The 18,707-nt window shown below is 71.2% G+C and carries 19 protein-coding genes; 10 read left to right on the forward strand and 9 right to left on the reverse strand.

What is annotated here, in order from left to right; translation table 11 throughout:
- Positions 1-53: 53 nt before the first annotated feature.
- A complete protein-coding gene (locus ACWDAG_RS04100; RefSeq protein ID WP_450694026.1) occupies positions 54-2,585 on the forward strand; it encodes a beta-L-arabinofuranosidase domain-containing protein in 2,532 nt (843 codons plus the stop codon).
- 66 nt (positions 2,586-2,651) lie between these two features.
- Here the strand turns inward: ACWDAG_RS04100 and ACWDAG_RS04105 are convergent, their stop codons facing one another.
- Positions 2,652-3,134: a VOC family protein gene (locus ACWDAG_RS04105; RefSeq protein ID WP_450694027.1), complete on the reverse strand. Its 483-nt coding sequence runs from the start codon at positions 3,132-3,134 to the stop codon at positions 2,652-2,654.
- 123 nt (positions 3,135-3,257) lie between these two features.
- Between ACWDAG_RS04105 and ACWDAG_RS04110 the strand changes: the two genes are divergently transcribed.
- The 3 genes from ACWDAG_RS04110 to ACWDAG_RS04120 all read left to right on the forward strand — a co-directional run bounded on the left by ACWDAG_RS04110 (position 3,258) and on the right by ACWDAG_RS04120 (position 5,817).
- The gene (locus ACWDAG_RS04110) at positions 3,258-4,466 is read left to right on the forward strand and encodes an epoxide hydrolase family protein (RefSeq protein WP_450694028.1); all 1,209 of its coding nucleotides are present in this window, start codon (positions 3,258-3,260) and stop codon (positions 4,464-4,466) included.
- Positions 4,467-4,574: 108 nt separating this feature from the next.
- A complete protein-coding gene (locus tag ACWDAG_RS04115) occupies positions 4,575-5,213 on the forward strand; it encodes a ClpP family protease (protein WP_450694029.1) in 639 nt (212 codons plus the stop codon).
- Position 5,214: 1 nt separating this feature from the next.
- Positions 5,215-5,817, forward strand: a complete 603-nt coding sequence (locus ACWDAG_RS04120; RefSeq protein WP_450694030.1) for a ClpP family protease — start codon at positions 5,215-5,217, stop codon at positions 5,815-5,817.
- Between the two features lie 22 nt (positions 5,818-5,839).
- Here the strand turns inward: ACWDAG_RS04120 and ACWDAG_RS04125 are convergent, their stop codons facing one another.
- Positions 5,840-6,232, reverse strand: a complete 393-nt coding sequence (locus tag ACWDAG_RS04125) for a helix-turn-helix domain-containing protein (protein ID WP_450694031.1) — start codon at positions 6,230-6,232, stop codon at positions 5,840-5,842.
- 192 nt (positions 6,233-6,424) lie between these two features.
- On the opposite strand from ACWDAG_RS04125, the gene ACWDAG_RS04130 reads away from it, so the two are divergent.
- Positions 6,425-7,312, forward strand: a complete 888-nt coding sequence (locus tag ACWDAG_RS04130; RefSeq protein ID WP_450694032.1) for an RNA polymerase sigma factor SigF — start codon at positions 6,425-6,427, stop codon at positions 7,310-7,312.
- A gap of 57 nt (positions 7,313-7,369) precedes the next feature.
- On the opposite strand, the gene ACWDAG_RS04135 is transcribed toward ACWDAG_RS04130, so the two are convergent.
- Both ACWDAG_RS04135 and ACWDAG_RS04140 read right to left on the reverse strand, forming a co-directional pair.
- Positions 7,370-7,825, reverse strand: coding sequence for an ATP-binding protein (locus tag ACWDAG_RS04135; protein WP_450694033.1), 456 nt, complete (start codon positions 7,823-7,825; stop codon positions 7,370-7,372).
- Between the two features lie 117 nt (positions 7,826-7,942).
- Entirely contained in the window at positions 7,943-9,088 is a 1,146-nt protein-coding gene (locus tag ACWDAG_RS04140; protein ID WP_450694034.1) for a DUF6777 domain-containing protein, read from the reverse strand.
- 161 nt (positions 9,089-9,249) lie between these two features.
- On the opposite strand from ACWDAG_RS04140, the gene ACWDAG_RS04145 reads away from it, so the two are divergent.
- Both ACWDAG_RS04145 and ACWDAG_RS04150 read left to right on the forward strand, forming a co-directional pair.
- Positions 9,250-10,527, forward strand: a complete 1,278-nt coding sequence (locus tag ACWDAG_RS04145) for a streptophobe family protein (RefSeq protein WP_450694035.1) — start codon at positions 9,250-9,252, stop codon at positions 10,525-10,527.
- A 53-nt stretch (positions 10,528-10,580) separates the two neighbouring features.
- A complete protein-coding gene (locus tag ACWDAG_RS04150) occupies positions 10,581-10,997 on the forward strand; it encodes a nuclear transport factor 2 family protein (protein WP_450694036.1) in 417 nt (138 codons plus the stop codon).
- 122 nt (positions 10,998-11,119) lie between these two features.
- Here ACWDAG_RS04150 and ACWDAG_RS04155 read toward each other — a convergent pair whose 3' ends face one another.
- From ACWDAG_RS04155 to ACWDAG_RS04170, 4 genes are read right to left on the reverse strand one after another with little or no spacing between them, the layout of a single operon-like run.
- A complete protein-coding gene (locus ACWDAG_RS04155; RefSeq protein WP_450694037.1) occupies positions 11,120-12,115 on the reverse strand; it encodes a serine/threonine-protein kinase in 996 nt (331 codons plus the stop codon).
- The gene (locus tag ACWDAG_RS04160) at positions 12,105-12,650 is read right to left on the reverse strand and encodes a hypothetical protein (RefSeq protein ID WP_450694038.1); all 546 of its coding nucleotides are present in this window, start codon (positions 12,648-12,650) and stop codon (positions 12,105-12,107) included. Before ACWDAG_RS04160 ends, ACWDAG_RS04155 begins: the two co-directional genes overlap by 11 nt.
- The gene (locus ACWDAG_RS04165; RefSeq protein ID WP_450694039.1) at positions 12,650-14,989 is read right to left on the reverse strand and encodes an FHA domain-containing protein; all 2,340 of its coding nucleotides are present in this window, start codon (positions 14,987-14,989) and stop codon (positions 12,650-12,652) included. Before ACWDAG_RS04165 ends, ACWDAG_RS04160 begins: the two co-directional genes overlap by 1 nt.
- A 59-nt stretch (positions 14,990-15,048) precedes the next feature.
- Positions 15,049-15,459 carry a hypothetical protein gene (locus ACWDAG_RS04170; protein ID WP_450694040.1) on the reverse strand — a complete coding sequence of 137 codons (411 nt, stop codon included), beginning with the start codon at positions 15,457-15,459 and terminating at the stop codon, positions 15,049-15,051.
- A 323-nt stretch (positions 15,460-15,782) separates the two neighbouring features.
- Here ACWDAG_RS04170 and ACWDAG_RS04175 point away from each other — a divergent pair, with 323 nt between their 5' ends.
- Together ACWDAG_RS04175 and ACWDAG_RS04180 are read left to right on the forward strand one after the other, a co-directional pair.
- A complete protein-coding gene (locus ACWDAG_RS04175; protein ID WP_450694041.1) occupies positions 15,783-16,166 on the forward strand; it encodes a nuclear transport factor 2 family protein in 384 nt (127 codons plus the stop codon).
- 70 nt (positions 16,167-16,236) lie between these two features.
- Positions 16,237-16,524, forward strand: coding sequence for a DUF1905 domain-containing protein (locus tag ACWDAG_RS04180; protein ID WP_450694042.1), 288 nt, complete (start codon positions 16,237-16,239; stop codon positions 16,522-16,524).
- A 152-nt stretch (positions 16,525-16,676) separates the two neighbouring features.
- Here the strand turns inward: ACWDAG_RS04180 and mgrA are convergent, their stop codons facing one another.
- Positions 16,677-17,669: an L-glyceraldehyde 3-phosphate reductase gene (mgrA, locus tag ACWDAG_RS04185; RefSeq protein ID WP_450694043.1), complete on the reverse strand. Its 993-nt coding sequence runs from the start codon at positions 17,667-17,669 to the stop codon at positions 16,677-16,679.
- Positions 17,670-17,807: 138 nt separating this feature from the next.
- On the opposite strand from mgrA, the gene ACWDAG_RS04190 reads away from it, so the two are divergent.
- Positions 17,808-18,701 carry a LysR substrate-binding domain-containing protein gene (locus ACWDAG_RS04190; protein ID WP_450694044.1) on the forward strand — a complete coding sequence of 298 codons (894 nt, stop codon included), beginning with the start codon at positions 17,808-17,810 and terminating at the stop codon, positions 18,699-18,701.
- Positions 18,702-18,707 lie beyond the last annotated feature (6 nt).

Raw genomic sequence — 18,707 nt, forward strand, 5'->3', positions numbered from 1 at the left:
GCGGTGGAGGGACACCGCCGCCCCGACTCCTCGACATGCAAAGGACAACGGTGATGACACCACCCCTCGGCAGACGCCAGTTCCTCGCGGCCACCGGCACCGCCTCGGCGGCCCTCGCCCGCGCCGGCACAGGGACCGCGCACGCCGCCACCGGAGCCGCCCAGGCCGGCGCCGCCGTCGTGCGGCCCTTCCCGCTCACCGCGGTGACTTTGCTGAACAGTCCCTTCCGGGACAACCAGCGCCGCAACTCGGCCTATCTGCGCTTCGTCGACCTCGACCGGCTGCTGCACGCCTTCCGTACCAACGTCGGTCTGTCCAGCGGTGCCCGGCCCTGCGGCGGCTGGGAGGGGCCGAGCGTGGAGCTGCGCGGCCACTCCACCGGACATCTGCTCTCCGGGCTCGCCCTCGCCTACGCAGGCACCGGCGAGACGGCCCTGCGCGACAGGGGCCGCACCCTCGTCGCCGAACTCGCCGAGTGCCAGGCCGCTTCGCCCGCCGTCGGGTTCGGCAAGGGGTATCTGTCCGCCTTCCCGGAGAGCTTCTTCGACCGGCTGGAGGCCGGGACCGGCGTCTGGGCGCCGTACTACACGATCCACAAGATCATGGCCGGGCTGGTCGAGCAGTACCGGCTGGCGGGGAACGACCAGGCCCTGGACGTGGTGCTCCAGCAGGCGCGGTGGGTCGACGCACGCACCGCGAAGCTGTCGTACGAGCAGATGCAGCGGGTGCTGGAGACCGAGTTCGGCGGAATGAACGACGTGCTCGCCGATCTGCACGCCCTCACCGGGGACGGCAAGTGGCTGGAGGTCGCCGAACGCTTCACGCACGCCCGGGTCTTCGACCCACTCGCCCGGAACGAGGACCAGCTGGCCGGTCTGCACGCCAACACGCAGATCCCGAAGATGGTGGGGGCTCTACGGCTGTGGGAGGAGGGTCTGCCGGACCGTTACCGCACGATCGCCGCGAACTTCTGGCAGATCGTCACCGGCCACCACTCGTACGTCATCGGCGGCAACAGCAACGGCGAGGCCTTCCACGAACCGGACGTCGTCGCCGGGCAGTTGTCCGACAACACCTGCGAGAACTGCAACAGCTACAACATGCTCAAGCTGACCCGGCTGCTGCACTTCCACTCGCCGGACCGCACCGACCTGCTCGACCACTATGAACGCACCCTGTTCAACCAGATGCTGGGCGAGCAGGACCCGGACTCGGCGCACGGCTTCAACATCTACTACACCGGTCTCGCGCCCGGGTCGTTCAAGCGCCAGCCGTCCTTCATGGGCACCGACGCGAACGCCTACTCCACCGACTACGACAACTTCTCCTGCGACCACGGCACGGGCATGGAGACACACGCCAAGTTCGCCGACACCATCTACACGCACGGCGACCGCGACCTGCTGGTCAACCTGTTCATCCCGTCGCAGGTCGTCTGGCGCGAGCAGGGCATCACCTGGCGGCAGACCACCGGCTTCCCGGACAGCTCCACCACCACTTTGACGGTGACCGCCGGGAAGGCCACGCACCGGCTACGGATCCGCATCCCGTCCTGGGCCTCCGACGCCCGCGCCACCCTCAACGGCCGTGCGCTGCCCGACCGCCCGAAGCCCGGCAGCCGGCTCGTCCTGGAGCGCGCCTGGCGCACCGGCGACCGGGTCGAGGTCTCGCTGCCGATGCGCACGACCGTCGAGGCCACCCCCGACGACCCAGATGTGCGGGCGGTGCTGCACGGCCCGGTGGTCCTGGCGGGTGCGTACGGCGACCGCGCGACCTCCTCGCTGCCCCGCCTCGACGTGAGCTCCGTGAAGCAGGAGTCGTCGAATCCGCTGCGTTTCACCGCCCGCGCCGACGGCGAGGCGGTGACCCTGCTGCCGATCGCCCGCGTCCACCACCAGCACTACTCGGTGTACTGGCTCACCGGCGCACCCCCGCCCCCTCCCCCGGCGTTCGCCGCCTGGCACCGCTTCGACGAGACCTCGGGCACCACGGCGGCCGACGCGACCGGCAACGGCAAGGCGGCCCGACTGGTGGGCGGCGCCTCGTGGCTGGCGTCCGGATGGGCCGAAGGGGCCGTGTCCCTGGACGGCACGGACGGCCATGTCGCCCTCGCCGAGGACCTGTTGGCGGGCGCCTCCGCATACTCCCTGGCCACCTGGGTACGGCTGGACGGGCAGCCGAGCGCCTGGAGCCGGGTCTTCGACATCGGCACCGGCGTCACCGCCAACCTGTTCCTGACCCCGCTCAGCGGCGACGGCACCCTGCGGTATGCGATCACCGCCGGCGGCGCGGGCGGCGAGCAGCGCATCGACACCGACCCACTGCCCACCGGCCGGTGGGTGCACGTGGCGGTGACGTACGGCGGCGGGACCGCTGTGCTGTACGTCGACGGCGCCGAGGCCGGCCGGAACGCGAACGTCACCGTGGAGCCGCGGCACTTCGGCAACCACATCCGCGCCGGGTACATCGGCAGGTCGCAGTACGCCGATCCGTATCTGAAGGGCGCCGTCGACGACTTCCGGGTCTACGGCAGGGCACTGAGCGCCGCCGAGGTGGCGGCCCTGGCGCAGACCTCCTCCTCGTAGGAGAAGAACGGCCGGTCCGCCCCCTCCCCCGTGGAGGGCGGACCGGCCGTCGCACAGGGCGGACCGTCACTCGCCCGCGTAGGCCCTCTCCAGGGCGGCGATGTCGAACTTGCTCATGGCCATGAACGCCTTGGTCGTGCGGGCCGCCTTCTCCTGGTCCGCGTCACTGATCATGTCGATGAGCTTGTCGGGCACGACCTGCCAGGACACGCCGTACTTGTCCTTGAGCCAGCCGCAGGGACCGGGCTCGCCGCCGCCCTCGGTGAGCTTGGCCCAGTAGTAGTCGATCTCCTCCTGGTCCTTGCAGAAGATCTGGAAGGAGATCGACTCGTTGAACTTGAACTGCGGGCCACCGTTCAACGCGACGAACTTCTGGCCGTTGGCCGTGAACTCCACCGCCAGCACCGAGCCGGCGGGTCCCGCGCCTCCCTCGACGTTGCGGCCGACACGGCCGATGCTGGAGTTCTTGAAGATCGACACGTAGTAGTGCGCGGCCTCCTCCGCCTGGCCGTCGAACCAGAGACACGTGGTGAATCCGTCGGTGGTCATGAGCACCTCCTGGGGCGTGGAACGGGGTCACCTGTACCGACTGATCCTTGCCGCGGAACTCATCGGTCGGGCGGCCGATTGATCCGGGTGGCCGCATCCGCGTCCGGAACTAGGCTCGCGGCCATGACGTCTTCGCCCGCAGAGACCGCGGACAGCATCCGGCCCTTCCGCATCGACATCGCGCAGAGCGACCTCGACGACCTCCACCAGCGCCTGGACCGCACCCGTTGGCCGGACGAGCTGCCCGGCACCGGATGGGCCTACGGCGTACCGGCCGACTACCTGCGCGAGCTCCACCACCACTGGCGGAACTCCTACGACTGGCGATCAGCGGAAGCGCAGCTCAACGAGTGGCCGCAGTTCACCACCACGATCGACGGCTCGAACATCCACTTCGCCCACGTCCGCTCCCCCGAGCCGAACGCCACACCGCTGATCATCACGCACGGCTGGCCGGGGTCGATCGTCGAGTTCCTGGACGTCGTCGGGCCGCTCGCCGACCCCCGCGCACACGGCGGCGACCCCGCCGACGCGTTCCACGTCGTCGTGCCGAGCATCCCCGGGTTCGGGCTGTCCGGGCCGGCCGCCGACACGGGCTGGGAGGCGGGCCGGGTCGCCGACGCATGGGCCGAGCTGATGCGGCGGCTCGGCTACGAGCAGTTCGGCGCGCAGGGCGGCGACTGGGGAGCCGCCATCTCCCGCGAGCTGGGGCGCGCGCACCCGGACCGTGTGATCGGCGTCCATCTCAACCTGCTGCCGGGCGCGCAGCAGGCCACCGAACCGACGCAGGACGAGCTGGACGAGCTCGGCACCGAGGAGCAGGAGCGTGCGCTGCTGTCCTGGCGCCGGTGGAGCGAATGGTCGCGCGAGGGCACGGGGTACGCCGTCCTGCACTCCACCCGGCCGCAGACCGTGGCGTACGCGCTCAGCGACTCGCCCGTCGGCCAACTCGCCTGGGTCGTGGAGAAGTTCCGGGAGTGGACGGACTCGGCGCTGTTGCCCGAGGAGGCCGTGGACCGGGACCGGATGCTCACCAACGTGATGCTGTACTGGCTGACCGGGACCGCCGGTTCCGCCGCCCGTATCTACTACGAGCGCGCCCACGCCACGGGCCGCGCCGCCCGGCCGGCCGAGCCGTCGACCGTGCCCACGGCGCTCGCCCTCTTCCCTGCCGAGCTTCAGATCCCGCTGCGCCACAAGGCGGAGCGCACGGAGAACATCGTGCGCTGGACGGAGTTCGACCGGGGCGGGCACTTCGCGGCGATGGAGGAGCCGGACCTGCTGGTCGAGGACGTGCGGGCGTTCTTCCGGCAGCTGCGCGAGAAGGGCTGAGAGCGGGCTCTGCCCGTGGCGAATCTGCCACGGGCAGAGAAACCGGACGGCAGGCCGGGGCGGGGCCAAGAGTGGAGTCGACGGCATCACCGCTCGACGGGAGAAACCATGACTCCACTCACCGCACTCGCGCCCCGCGCCGAGGAGGGCGACACCGCGCCCAGCCGGCTCGACGACCATCTCGCGGCCCAACTCCTCGGCCAGCGCATCGTGTTCCTCGGCACCCAGGTCGACGAGGTCTCCGCGAACCGGGTCTGTGCGCAGCTGCTCCTGCTGTCCGCGGAGGACCCGCGCACCGACATCAGCCTCTACATCAACAGCCCGGGGGGCTCCGTGCACGCGGGCCTCGCGATCTACGACACGATGCGGCTGATCCCGAACGACGTCTCGACGCTCGCCATGGGCTTCGCGGCCAGCATGGGCCAGTTCCTGCTCTGCGGCGGCACGCCCGGCAAGCGGTACGCCCTGCCGAACGCGCGGATCATGATGCACCAGGGGTCGGCGGGCATCGGCGGTACCACCGCCGACATCGAGATCCAGGCGGAGAACCTGGAACACACCAAGCGGACGATGGAGCGGCTCATCGCCGAGAACACGGGCCAGACCCCGGAGACCATCGCCCGGGACGGCGACCGCGACCGCTGGTTCACGGCCGAGGAGGCCAGGGAGTACGGCATGGTGGACCGGGTCCTGGAGTCCCTCGCGGACGTCCGCCCGGCCGCCTCGAAACGACGGATGGGGCTGTGACATGGGCAACTACACGATTCCGTACGTCGTCGAGCGCACCGCGCACGGCGAGCGCTCCTCCGACGTGTTCAGCCGGCTGCTGTCGGAGCGGATCATCTTCCTCGGCACCGAGATCGACGACGGCGTGGCCAACGTCGTCATCGCGCAACTGCTCCATCTGGAGTCGTCGGCACCGGAGCACGAGATCGCGATCTACCTCAACTCCCCCGGCGGCTCGTTCACTTCGCTCATGGCGATCTACGACACGATGACGTTCGTGCAGGCGCCGATCTCGACGTTCTGCGTCGGCCAGGCGGCCTCCACGGCGGCCGTCCTGCTGGCGGGCGGGGACCCAGGGCGGCGGTTCGTGCTGGAGCACGCGCGCGTGCTGCTCGGTCAGCCCGCCGCCGGCGGCAGCCGGGGCATGATCTCCGACCTCACCCTCCAGGCCAAGGAGATGGTCCGGATCCGCTCCCAGGTCGAGCAGGTGCTGGCCCGGCACACCGGGCACGACATCGCGACGCTGCGCGCGGACATGGACCGCGACAAGGTGTTCACCGCCGGGGAGGCGGTGGCCTACGGGCTGGCCGACGAGGTGCTGAGCCGGCGCCTCGCCGCGGTCTGAGGCACCGGCCCGCAAGCATCCGTCAGGCGGCCAGGCAGAGTCCGTTGTACAGCGAGGTGGACGTCCGGCGGCTCCTGTCGGACTGCCGGCTGGTGATCCGGACGAGCTCTCCCTGCGCCCGCGACAGCAGGTCGCCGAGGCCGAGGCCGAGGGCGTGGGCGGCGGCCGCGAGGACCTCGGAGGAGGCCTCCTTGCGGCCGCGCTCCACCTCGGAGAGATACGGCATGGAGATCCGGGCCTCGTCGGCCACGTCCTTCAGGGTGCGCTCCTGGGCGAGGCGTTCGCGCCGCAGGACGTCGCCGACGAGGTCCCGCCACAGGGGTTCTTTGGGGGGCGGAGGCGAGGGGGCGGGCCGCTCGCCCTGCGGGCGGCGCAGCGGAATGACATCGGCTTCGTTCGGCGCTCGGCTGCTCACGGCTTCAGACTAGATTCCCTCGCCTCCATGGGAAGAGATCGGCATTCCGCCCTGGGTGGAATCACAGCGACGGAATCTGTGACGATGTGTCCTGCCCCCCGGTCGCGGGCATGCCCCGGCGGAGAACGGGTACCCGCAGACAGAAGAGCACGACGCAGACAGACGTCGCACTGTGACTTCGTGGGAGAGGACATGGACACCGCCGTGGAACGGTCGGAGGCAGAGTTCGTCAAGAAGACCGCCGGGACCTGCACGGGTGATGGACCACTGCCGGGGATCGCGGAGCCACGCACCGTCGCTCCGCGTGACGCACGGGAACTTTCCCGTCAGTTCTTCCAGCGCCTTTCGGAGCTCGAGGAGGGCACGTACGAATTCCAGTACGCACGCAACACACTCATCGAGATGAACATCTCGCTGGTGCGGTTCGCGGCCGGACGGTTCCGGGGCCGCGGCGACGACATGGAGGACATCGTCCAGACCGGGATGATCGGCCTGATCAAGGCGATCGACCGGTTCGAGCTGTCCCGTGAGGTCGAGTTCACCTCGTTCGCGCTGCCGTACATCGTCGGCGAGATCAAGCGTTTCTTCCGCGACACCACCTGGGCGGTCCATGTGCCGCGCAGACTGCAGGAGCTGCGTGTCGAGCTGGCAAAGGCGCGCGAGGAACTCGCCAGCCGGCTGGACCGGGAGCCGACGGTTCCCGAACTCGCCACTCTGATGAACATCGCCGAGGACGAGGTGATCGAGGCGCAGATCGCGTCCAACGGCTACAACTCCTCGTCCCTGGACGCCGCGCTCACCGGCGACGGCCCGGAGGGCGGCGAGGCGGTGCTCGCCGACTTCATCGGTGTGGAGGAGGACGGGCTGCGGCTCGTCGAGGACTTCCAGTCGCTGGCCCCGCTGATGGCAGAGCTCGGCGAGCGCGACCGGCAGATCATCCACATGCGGTTCGTGGAGGAGGCCACTCAGGCGGAGATCGGCGAACGGCTCGGCTGCTCGCAGATGCATGTGTCCCGCCTGATCAAGCGGATCATCGCGCAGCTGCGCAAGGGAATGCTGGGCGAACTCGGCTGCGCGTGAGAGGCGGCCGGTCGCATCCGTGACCGCCGCGGTCGCCGTTACCGGCGGCTGCGGCGGTCATGCGCCGGTCAGGCCCACCACGGCGGACACCCGCTTGCCCACCGGCACCCGCTCCACGGTGACCTGCCTCGCCAGGACATGGACTATCTCCAGGCCGTGCCGACCGACGCGCTCGGGGTCGCGCGGGAAACGGCGTGGCAGGGCCGCGCTGCTGTCGTAGACGCACACCGTGACCGAGGCGTCCGTGCCCTCCAGCTCCAGGATGTACGGCCCGTTGCTGTGCCGGTCGGCGTTGGTGACCAGTTCGCTCACGACCAGCAGCACCTCTTCCTGGGCGCGGTCGTCGATCTTGGCGCACCATTCGGTGCGGAGCCGGCCCACGAAGTGCGCGGCGAAGGAGCGTGCCTCGGCGATGCATCCCGGTTCGCCGGTGTAGTGCGCCGCCCGCCGTAGCGGTTCCACGGGCACGTCGAAACCTGTCGGTATCACTGCCCCGCCCACGTGCTCGATCATGCATGTCTCTCTCGGAAGCCGGCCTGGCCGGACGCTGCTGCATCAGTGCTGCTACCCCGAGCCGCGCCCGGCAGTCCCCGTCCGGGCCGATGTGTCCGCTAACACGCGGAACGCCGGTCATGTGGTACTCGGCTCCGGAGCACTGTACGTGCCGGTGTCGCCGGGTGACTCCGGTTCCGTCGTTCCGGACTCGGAGGAGGGCGATTCGGAGCCCGACGACGGGGTGGAGGGGGTGGAGGGCGCGGTCGACGTCGGCGGGCAGAGGCTCGGCGTGCCGGCGCCGGGCGAGGAGGCACACGTGGACGACGACGAGGGCGCCGTAGGCGTGGACACGCTCACCGACGGGGAGGGCTTGACCGGTGGCTGGGTCCGGTGGTCGTGGTGGCCCGTGTCGCCCCGGTGCCGGGCGATCCATTCGCCGTGGTCGGGGTCGTAGATGACGAAGATGTTGATGATCTGCGGTGCGGGGGTGACCACGACGACGTTCGAGGGGTGGTACGACGGCCAGGTGTCGCCCGTCTGCCTGGGGGTGGTCTGCAGGGCGACGGGCGGCGTCAGCGGATTGCCGCAGGCACAGCGCACGCGCGGCACACCGTGACCGTCGACGAGGACGGCCGTGCCCGCCTGCAGGACGGCCTGGTAGCTCGTGGCGTCGCCGTCGCGATAGCCGTGGTTGGTGACGCGGGTGTCCATGCGCAGCTGTACCGGGGTGAGCGCGCGGAGGTAGGCGGGGACCCGGGAGGGCGCGACGCCGGCGACCGAGGCGAACGCCGTGTTCTTCGACGGGGTCGCTTCAAGGGCCTTGATCTGCCGCTCCACGTCGCAGCTGGAGACGTTGCGGGTGCCGCCGTACAGTCCGGGGGCCCCGCCGCCGACGGCCCGTACCGCGTTCGCCGGCGCCGATGCGGTGGCCGGCGAGGCGGGGACGGGCGGGGCGGAGCTGTCCGTTGCCGTCGACTGCGTGAACGGCTCGGGGCCGGTCTTGCCCGCAGCCTGCAGGAAGACCTCTCCGCCCTTGCCCGAGCCGCCGCCGGACCGGCTGAAGACGACGGCCAGGACCACGGCTGCGACCACCACGGTGGTCAGCACGGCGACGCGGGGTGCGGACCTCCACCAGGGCCGGTGGGGCGGCGGCGAAGGGGTGCCGCCGCCGCTGCTGCCCGGTGGCTGCGAGGGCGGGCCCGAGGGCGGCTGGGAGGGGCCCGAGAGCGGGCCGGAAGGGGGGCCTGTGGGACGTCCGGAGGACGGCGGTTCGAGGCTCACGAGCTCTTCTTCCCGATGCGGTTTCCTGCGGCCTGCCCCGAGTTGTGCCGCTTTCTTACCTGCCGCAACCATTGTGTGCTCCGGTGCGGTCCCGCCCGCAAGCCGACGCGGACGGCCCTCCCGGCGGGCGGGGCGCGCGGGCGCTGCTTAGCGTGGCGAGGGTGAGCCCGCGAACCCCCTCCGACCTGGCCGTCGCCCGTCACGGCTGGGTGCAGGCCCTGGCCGCTGTGCTGGCCGCGCTGATCGTCATGGGCGTCGTCGCCGGCCTGGGGTTGTGGGCGGCCGGGGCGGCGGATCTCCCGGACGGCGCGTTCCCGCGGGTGGTCGCGGCGACGGTGGTGACGGCCGTCGGCGGCACGATCGAGCTGTCGGGGAACGCCGGCGCGCTGGCCGAGTCCGCGGCCGGAATGACCGTGATCCCGCTGTCGGTGACGCTGGCCGGGGCGCTCGTCCTCGCGGCGGGTTTCCTGCGTCCGTTGCGGCACCGGGCGGTCGCCGGCGCCCCGGAGCTGGCCGGGTGGGCCGCCCGGGTCGCCGTGGTGTGGCTGTTGGCGCTGCTCGGCCTGGCCCTCGGCGCCCGCCAGACCTTCGCGGTGGACCTCGGCAACGGGACCCTGGGCGACATCGGCGACCTGTTCGGCGCGGCGCCGAAGGTCGGCTTCAAGACGGACGTGCCGCTGACCCTGTTCTTCGGTGTGCTGTGGCTGGCGGGTGTGCTGGTGCTGGCGCTGCTGGTCTCGCGCGGGGCGCCGCTGCCGGGGCGGCTGCTGCGCTTCCAGGAGTCGGTGCGGCCGGCCGCGTACGCCATGGTCGTGCTGCTGCTCGCGTTCGTGGTCCTGGGGGTCGTCGTCGCCCTGGTGGTCGCGGTCACCCGCGGCCACTCCGCGGAGACCCTGGCGGTGATCCTGCTGGGTCTGCCGAACCTGGTCTGGCCGGCGCTCACGATCGGTCTGGGTGCCACCTGGACGGGGCGGGTGCAGGGGCCGTTCGGGCTGCCCATGCCGCATGTGCTGGACGAGGTGCTGCGCACGAAGGAGGTCTCCACGCTCAACCTCCGCACGCTCGCCCAGTACGACGGGAGGGTGTGGTGGCTGGTGGCCGTCGATGCGGTGCTGCTGCTGGCCGCCGCGTTCGTCATGGCGGCGCGCTCCCCGGCTCGGATGCGGGCCTGGCAGCACGCCCTGCACATGGCCGTCGCCCTCGCGCTGACGGTGCTCATGATCTGCCTGGTGGGCCGGATCGACGCCCACTACGGGCTGTCTCTGCTCGGCGTCGGGGACCTGGGCGGGGGGCTGTCCGGGGACCTGTTCCTCAAGCCGAAGGTGTGGACCGCGCTGGGCTTCGCCGTGCTGTGGGGGCTGGTGACCGGCTTCCTCGGTGCGCTGCTGGCGCGGCCGGTGCGGCGGCGCGGGAAGACCGAAAAGGAGTGGGAGACATGATGCCGTCCATGGCAGTGTCCGGTCAGTCGAGGTGCCCAGGGGAAGGGAACGCCATGGCGTTGGCTCTCGAGGACCGACTGGCCGTCACCGAGTTGATCGCCCTGCACGGCCATCTGGTCGACGGCGGGGAACTGGAGCGCTGTGACGAGGTGTTCACCCCGGATGTCGTCTACGACCTGTCGGACTTCGGCCAGGGCGAGGTCACCGGGCTCACTGCCGTCAAGGAGGCCGCGCTGGCGCTGGGCGCGAAGAACCCGGTGGCGCACCACGTGACCAACGTGGTGATCGAGGAGGTGACCGACGGCAGGGTCCGTGCCCGGTCCAAGGGGCTGGGGATCATGACGGACGGCTCGTGCGGCTCCGTGACGTACGAGGACGTCGTGGTGCGCGTCGACGCGGGCTGGCGCATCTGCCGGCGCAGGGTCGTGGCACGCCGTGTACCGCTGGGCGGGCTCGGCCAGGAGCCCTGAGCGGGTCGGGCGAGAACCGCTGCGGTCCGGTAGCGCCCTGAAGGGGCGCGAGGAACTGCGCGACCAGCCACGACGATGCCGCAGACAAAAGTCGACCCATCGCCGCGCATCCTGCGGAGCGGCTAGCTCCGGCCCCGGAAAACCGGCTCCGCCCAGCGCGGTGGGGGCCGGGGGCGGTCCCGCTGCGCGCTTGCGACCCGGAGGTCCACCTCCGTAGGGGGGTGGTCGATGCCCGGGGCGGCGCTGCTCGCCGCACTGCGCAGGGCGGCGACGAACGCGAGGCAGGAGTCGTGGCGGTCGTCCGGCCTCTTGGCCAGGGCCTTGGCGAACACGGTGTCGAGGGCCGGGGCGAGGTCGGGGCGGGATTCCGTCAGAGGCGGCGGCTGGTCGTACTGGTGGGCCCACAGCAGGGCCATGTCGTCGTCGCGCCGGAAGGGCGGGTGGCCCGCCAGGCACTCGAACACGACGCAGGCGAACCCATAGACGTCGCAGCGCCCGTCGACGGGCCGGCCGGAGATCTGCTCCGGAGCCACGTAGTCGAGGGTGCCGACGAACTGGCCGACGGTGGTGAAGCCGGTCAAGGACAGCGACTTCTTCGTCAGGCCGAAGTCGGTGAGGTAGGCGTGCTCGGGGTGGTCGCTGTCGGTGCCGCGGGCGACCAGGATGTTGCCGGGTTTCACGTCCCGGTGCACCAGCCCGTGTTCATGGGCGGCATCCAGCGCGGAGGCGACCTGCGCGGCGATGCGCACCGCGGCCGCGGGGGCGAGCGGGCCCCGCCGGTCGAGGAGATGGCGCAGGTCGCTGCCTTCGACGTAGCGCATGGCGATGTACAGCACGCCGGCTGTCTCGCCCGCCTCGTAGACCGGCACGATGTGCGGGTGGTCGATCGCCGCGGCGGCCCGGGACTCGTGTGTGAAGCGGAGGCGGAAGGTGTCGTTGCGGGCGAGTTCCGGGGCGAGCAGCTTGAGGGCGACCGTGCGCTCCAGGCGCAGGTCGCGGGCGCGGTAGACGACGGCCATGCCACCGCGGCCGATCTCGTGCTCGATGCGGTAGCCGGCGACCTGCCGGCCGATCAGTTCGGAGGGTCGGCCCGAGAACAGGCTCGTGTCACGGGCCATCGGGGGTCACGACCTGCGTAGGGGCGTGGCCGGGGTCGGCCGGTGCGGCGCGGGGTCCGTCGTCGGTGGCGTATGTGCTCAGGTGCTTCCCGTCTCCGTACACCCACCGTCCTTGCTCGGTGTCGTACAGCCACACGGACTCGCCGTCGACGACGACCCCGAGGCGCAGTCCCTGCGTACGGCCGCGGAAGGCCTCGCCGTCGATGCTGCCGCGGGCCAGTTCCTCTACCGCGCTGCGGTAGCGGGACAGGGTCTGTTCGGTGCGGGCGAGCAGGGGGCGCGGATCGGCGGTGCGGGCCTGGGGGTCGCCCGTGGCGGGCGGGTCCTGCGGCACGGCCACCAGGAAGCGGCCGTCGACCCAGGCGGACCAGCCGTTGGCGCACAGCACATGCCCCCAGTCGCCGCGCCGCTCGACGAGCTGGACCGGCAGCAGCGGGTCGAGGGGGACGGTGGGGCGGGCCGGGTCGGGGTTCTCCCAGGCGGGCATGCCGTGCTGGGGGACGACGTGGGTGGGCCGGAAGCCGGGCGTCGCCATCACGACTTCCGCATCACGGCGGGTTCGTGGCGGCGCAGCAGCCGGGAGACGGCGAAGCAGAAGACCGCCGAGAGCACCACCAGCATGGCGATGTTCAGCAGCCACACCCCGGCCGAGTGCTTGAACAGCGGATCGCCGGTCAGGTCGCCGGGCACGATCCGCGCCAGGCCCACGGTGCCGGCCATGGCGCCGAGCGCCCAACGGGAGGGCACGAGCCAGGACAGCTGTTCCAGACCCGGTACTCCGTGGAGCTTCAGGAGGGCGCCGCAGAAGACGACCTGGACGATGGCGAGGAGCACCAGCAGCGGCATCGTCACCTCTTCCTTGTGCACCAGCGCGGACACCAGCAGGCCGAGCGTCATCGCCGTGAACGCCAGCAGGGCGACGGCGACGGTGATTTCGACAAGGGGCGGCATCAACACGCCTTCGCCGCCGGGCGCGTTGAGGTCGACGCCCAGGAGCGCCACCAGAGTGAGCACCACGGCCTGCAGCACGGTGATCGTGCCCAGGACGACGACCTTCGACATCAGGTACGCGGATCTGGACAGGCCCACGGCCCGTTCGCGCCGGTAGATGGTGCGTTCCTTGACGAGTTCGCGCACGGCGTTCGCCGCGCCGGTGAGCACTCCGCCGACGCACAGGATGAGCAGCGCGTTCATCGCGGTCTCCTGCGTGAGCTTGCTGCCGGCCAGGGCGCGGGCCATGGCGCCCATCACGAACGGCAGGGCGATCATGATGGCGAGGAAGGTGCGGTCGGCGCCGAGCGCGGCGGTGTAGCGGCGCACCAGCGTGCCGAGCTGGGCGCCCCGGCTGCGGGGCCGGGCGGGCGGGGTGATCACGACCGGGCCCGAGCGGGGTACGCGGGGCTGGGCGGTGGCCTCGGTGATGTAGTGCCGGTGGAAGGGCGAGAAACGGTAGTCGCCCGCCCAGTCGCGGTCGTCGTGTTCGAAGGCCTCGAAGGCCTCCGGCCACTGTTCGAAGCCGAAGAAGGCCAGGGCGTCCTCGGGCCGGCCGTAGTAGGCGATCCTGCCGCCGGGTGCGAGCACCAGGAGGCGGTCGCACACGTCGAGGCTGAGCACGCTGTGGGTGACGACGATGACGGTGCGGCCGTCGTCGGCGAGGCCGCGCAGCATGTGCATCACCGAGCGGTCCATGCCGGGGTCCAGACCGGAGGTCGGTTCGTCGAGGAAGAGCAGCGACGGCTTGGTCAGCAGCTCCAGGGCCACGCTGACCCGCTTGCGCTGCCCGCCCGACAGGCTGTGCACCGGCTGGTCGGCGCGCTGTTCGAGGCCCAGTTCGCGGATGACCTCGTCGACCCGGGCCCGGCGCTCGGCCTTCGCGGTGTCCTGCGGGAAGCGCAGCTCGGCGGCGTAGGACAGGGCGCTGCGGGTGGTCAGCTGGGCGTGCAGGATGTCGTCCTGCGGGACCAGTCCGATGCGCTGGCGCAGCTCGGCGTAGTCGCGGTAGAGGTCGCGGCCGTCGTAGAGCACGGTGCCGTGGTCGGCGGGCCGCTGCCCGGTGAGGGCGTTCAGGAGGGTGGACTTGCCGGCGCCGCTCGGGCCGACGACGGCGAGCAGGCACTTCTCCCCCACCGGGAACGACACATGGTCGAGGAGGGTCTTGCGGCCGCGGTCGACGGCGACGGTGAGCTCCTGCACGTCCAGGGAGACCTCGCCGGTGTCGACGTACTCCTGCAGCTGGTCTCCGACCAGGCAGAACGCCGAGTGGCCGATGCCCACGATGTCGCCAGGGCCGATCGGGGCGGCGGTGACGGGTGAGCCGTTGAGGTAGGTGCCGTTGTGGCTGCCGAGGTCGGCGATCTCGTAGCTGCCGTCGGGCAGGGCGCGCAGTTCGGCGTGGTGCCGGGAGATCACGAGGTCGTCGACGACCAGGTCGTTGTCGGCGGCGCGGCCGATGCGGACGGTGCGGGTGGGCAGCGGTCGTACGGTGGTGGGCCGCCGGAAGGTGCCGGTGAGGCCGGGCATCGACACGGCGGAGGGGCGCTCGGGGACCGGGGTCGGAGGGCTGACGAGGACGGCGCACGGGCCGTCGGAGGGGTTGCCGAAGCGGATGACGCTGCCGGGGCCCACGCCCCGGGCGTGGATCCGGCGGCCGTCGGCGAAGGTGCCGTTGGTGCTGTTCTCGTCCTCGATGGTCCAGTGGTCGGCCTCGGGGCGCAGCACCGCGTGGTGCCACGACACCCGTGCGTCGTCGATGACGATGTCGCTGAGGGGGTCGCGTCCGACGTGGTAGTCGCGGCCCGGGGTCATCACCGTTGAGCCCGCCTCGGTCTCCAGGACGAGTTCGGGCGCAGTCGGCGCGATCGGCCGCTCTGCCATGACGAGAATTCTACCGATTCGTCCACATGTGCGCCCGGCGTGGCGGGGGCCGCCGCCGCTCAGCCGACGGGCAGGACGAGCGCCGGGATGGTCCGCTGCATGCGCAGGGCGTCGACGGACTCGGCGAGCAGCTCGTACTCGGTGGTCTCGTCGCTGATCGCGATCCGCACCAGCCGCCCGGCCGCCAACTCGTCGGCGATCAGCTCCTGTTGGGCGACGTTCCCGCACCACGAGCGCAGTACGGCCGGTACGTCGGGCACGGTGTCGGCGACAGGGACGAGCGAGCTCGGCGGGAAGTGCTCCGCCTCCGGCTGGGGGTCGAGACGGTCGGCGATCCAGTTCGCACGGTCGCGCAACCACCACAGGGCGAGGGCGAGAGTGGGAGCCCGGTAGGTGCCCAGGGGCACACCGATGCGCTCACCTCCGCAGACGCCGTAAGCCGTGACGTGGCATAAGAATTCGTCGTGCACGTTCGCTCCCCCGTTGCCTGCTCGCCTGCCGGCCGGCCTCGCTTTCGGTGCGGCTCATGTGCTGTGCGTGATCGCGTATTCGCTCGCCGTGAAGTCCCTTGAGTCTTGAGTATGTTCACTACTGAAACACTGTCACCACGACTTTCCGGCCAGTCTCCTGGCATATTCACAGGGGTAATTGGCCGAAATCTTGCGAGTGCCGTCATTACCCGAGGGGTAATCGACGCTCCCCCACGGACCGGGCATGGTTGACGCACCGGGTCGCCCAATCGCGAATCCGGGCCCTGACCAGCAGCTACGACCTCGATGGAGGCTGATTTCCCATGTCCGCGAACACCGACCGTCACGAGAACGCCGTCGCCCGCTACTTCGAGGCCTGGAACGCGGGCGAGCCGGAGGCACTGGCGAAGGCGGTCGCCGCCGCCTGGGCGACGGACGGCACATACACCGACCCGCTCGCCGCTGTGAGCGGCCACGACGAGATCGCGGCCCTGATCACCACGGCGCACGGACAGTTCCCGGGTTTCACCTTCCGGTTGACCGGCCCCGTGGACGGCCACCACGACACGGCGCGCTTCTCCTGGGAGCTGGTGAGCGAGGCCGACGGCTCGGCGCCCGTCGCCGGCTTCGACGTGATCACGCTGGACGCGGACGGCCGTATCCGCTCCGTGCTCGGTTTCCTGGACCGGGTGCCCGCCGGGGCGTGAGCCGGGCGATGAGTTTCCGCGCTCGCGGTGGTCTCTTCAGTGGACGACCACCGCGAGCGGAGGAACGATCATGACCACGACCACCGAGCTGGACGAGAGGTTCACCGCCGTCCTGCGCAAGAGCCCGAGTGACGGCGGCTGGACCTATCTCGTCTGGCCGAAGAGCGTCGAGTTCTTCGGCACCCGCGGCCTGGTCAAGGTCCGCGGCACGATCGACGGGCACCCCTTCCGCAGCTCGTTCATGGCCTTGGGCGACGGCACGCACAAACTGCCGGTGAGAGCAGACATCCGCAAGGCCATCGGAAAGGGCGAGGGCGACCGGGTGACCGTACATCTGGAGGAGCGGCTGAGCCCCTGACTCTCTCGCGGACGGCGGGCGAGCGGCCCGACGGGGCCGTGTCCTGCCATGGGCGCGGGCCGCAGCCTCATGCGCCGGCGCTGCAGGCCGGGGTCGGAGGCGGGCCGACCTCCCGGAGGCAGCGGCCCGCCTCCGGGAGGTCGACGAATGTCCTACGGCTCGACGATCGCGTCGATGCGGGCCAGTTCCTCGGCGTCGAAGTCCAGGTTGCGGGTGGCCGCGATGCTGTCCTCGATCTGCCGCGCGCTGCTCGCCCCGACCAGCGCGGAGGTCACCCGGCCGCCGCGCAGCACCCAGGCCAGGGCCAGCTGGGCGAGGGTCTGGCCGCGGCCCTTGGCGATCTCGTCGAGGGCGCGCAGCCGGCCGACCAGTTCCTCGGTGAGCCTGTCCGAGTTCAGGAACGGGCTGTCGCTCGCGGCGCGCGAGTCCTCCGGGATGCCGTCGAGGTAGCGGGCGGTCAGCACGCCCTGCTCCAGCGGGGAGAAGACGATGGAGCCGACCTGGAGCTCGTCCAGCGTGTCCAGCAGCCCCGACTCCTCCGGGCCTCGGTCGAGCATCGAGTAGCGCGGCTGATGGATGAGGAGGGGGGTACCCAGCTCGCCCAGGATGCGGGCGGCCTCGCGGGTCTGCTCGGGCGAGTAGTTGGAGATGCCGACGTACAGCGCCTTGCCCTGCTGGACCGCCGAGTGCAGGGCGCCCATCGTCTCCTCCAAGGGAGTCTCCGGGTCGGGGCGGTGCGAATAGAAGATGTCGACGTAGTCCAGGCCCATCCGCGCAAGGCTCTGGTCGAGGGAGGACAGCAGGTACTTGCGGGAGCCCCACTCGCCGTACGGACCGGACCACATGTGGTAGCCGGCCTTGGTGGAGATGACCAGTTCGTCGCGGTACGGCGCGAAGTCGGCCTTCAGGAACTCACCGAGCGCGGACTCGGCCGCGCCGGGCGGCGGGCCGTAGTTGTTGGCCAGGTCGAAATGGGTGACGCCAAGGTCGAAGGCGCGGCGCAGGATGGCCCGCTGGGTCTCGACCGGACGGTCGGGACCGAAGTTGTGCCACAGGCCGAGCGAGATCGCGGGAAGCTTCAGGCCGCTGCGTCCGGTGCGCCGGTAGGGCATGTCCGCGTAACGGTCGGGGTGTGCGGTGTACAACGCGACTCCAGAGGGGTTGGCACACGGTTTCCCGGTTCCCGGGACTTCAGGGAAGCCGGCACCCCATATCTTTCGCGACCTGCGGGCAGTGGTCCAACAGGAGAATGCGATGGGATTGAGCGGATAGGCTTCTCAATTATGGAACTGCGCCATCTCCAGCACTTTGTCGCGGTCGCCGAGGACCAGCATTTCACCCGGGCGGCGGAACGGCTGATGGTGTCCCAGTCGGGGCTGTCGGCCTCGATCCGGGCGCTGGAGCGGGAGTTGCAGACCCCGCTGTTCGTACGGACCACCCGCCGGGTCACGCTCACGGAGGCGGGGCGGGCGCTGCTCGGCGAGGCGGAGCGGATCCTGGCGCAGGTGCGGTCCGCGCACGAGGCGGTCGCCGCCGTGCAGGGCGTGCTGCGCGGCACGCTCGCGCTGGGCACCGAGCAGTGCATCGCGGGGGTGAATGTGGCGGGGGTGCTCGCCGCGTTCCGGCGGCGGCATCCGGATGTGGAGATACGGCTGCGGCAGGCGGGCTCTGGCGCGCTGGCGGAGGAGGTCGCGGCCGGGCGGCTGGACCTGGCGTTCGCCTACCGCACGCAGGCGGACACCGACCAGCTGCGTTCGGTGTCGCTGACCGGTGAGCCGATGACGGTGCTGTGCCATCCCAGCCACCGTCTGGCGACGGGCGGCGCGGCGGTCACGCCGGAGGAACTCGGCGGTGAGGTGTTCGTCGACTTCCACCCGGACTGGGGGCCGCGCCGCACCACCGACACGGCCTTCGCGGCGGCGGGCGTACGGCGCACCGTGGCGCTGGAGGTGAACGACGTGCACAGCCTGCTGGACCTGGTGGACGAGAACCTCGGCATCGCGGTCGTGCCCCGGCACTTCCGGCACAAGCGGGAGGCGCTCACCGCCCTGCCGGTGAAGGGCACCGGCGAGGCGGTCTACGAGACGGTGGCGCTGCTGCCGCCACCGCAGGCGACGAGCCCGGCGGCGCGGGCGCTGATGGCGCTTCTGGAGCAGGGCACGCACGACGGGCCGTAATGCGCG

This window comes from Streptomyces sp. NPDC001157, from assembly GCF_053598255.1.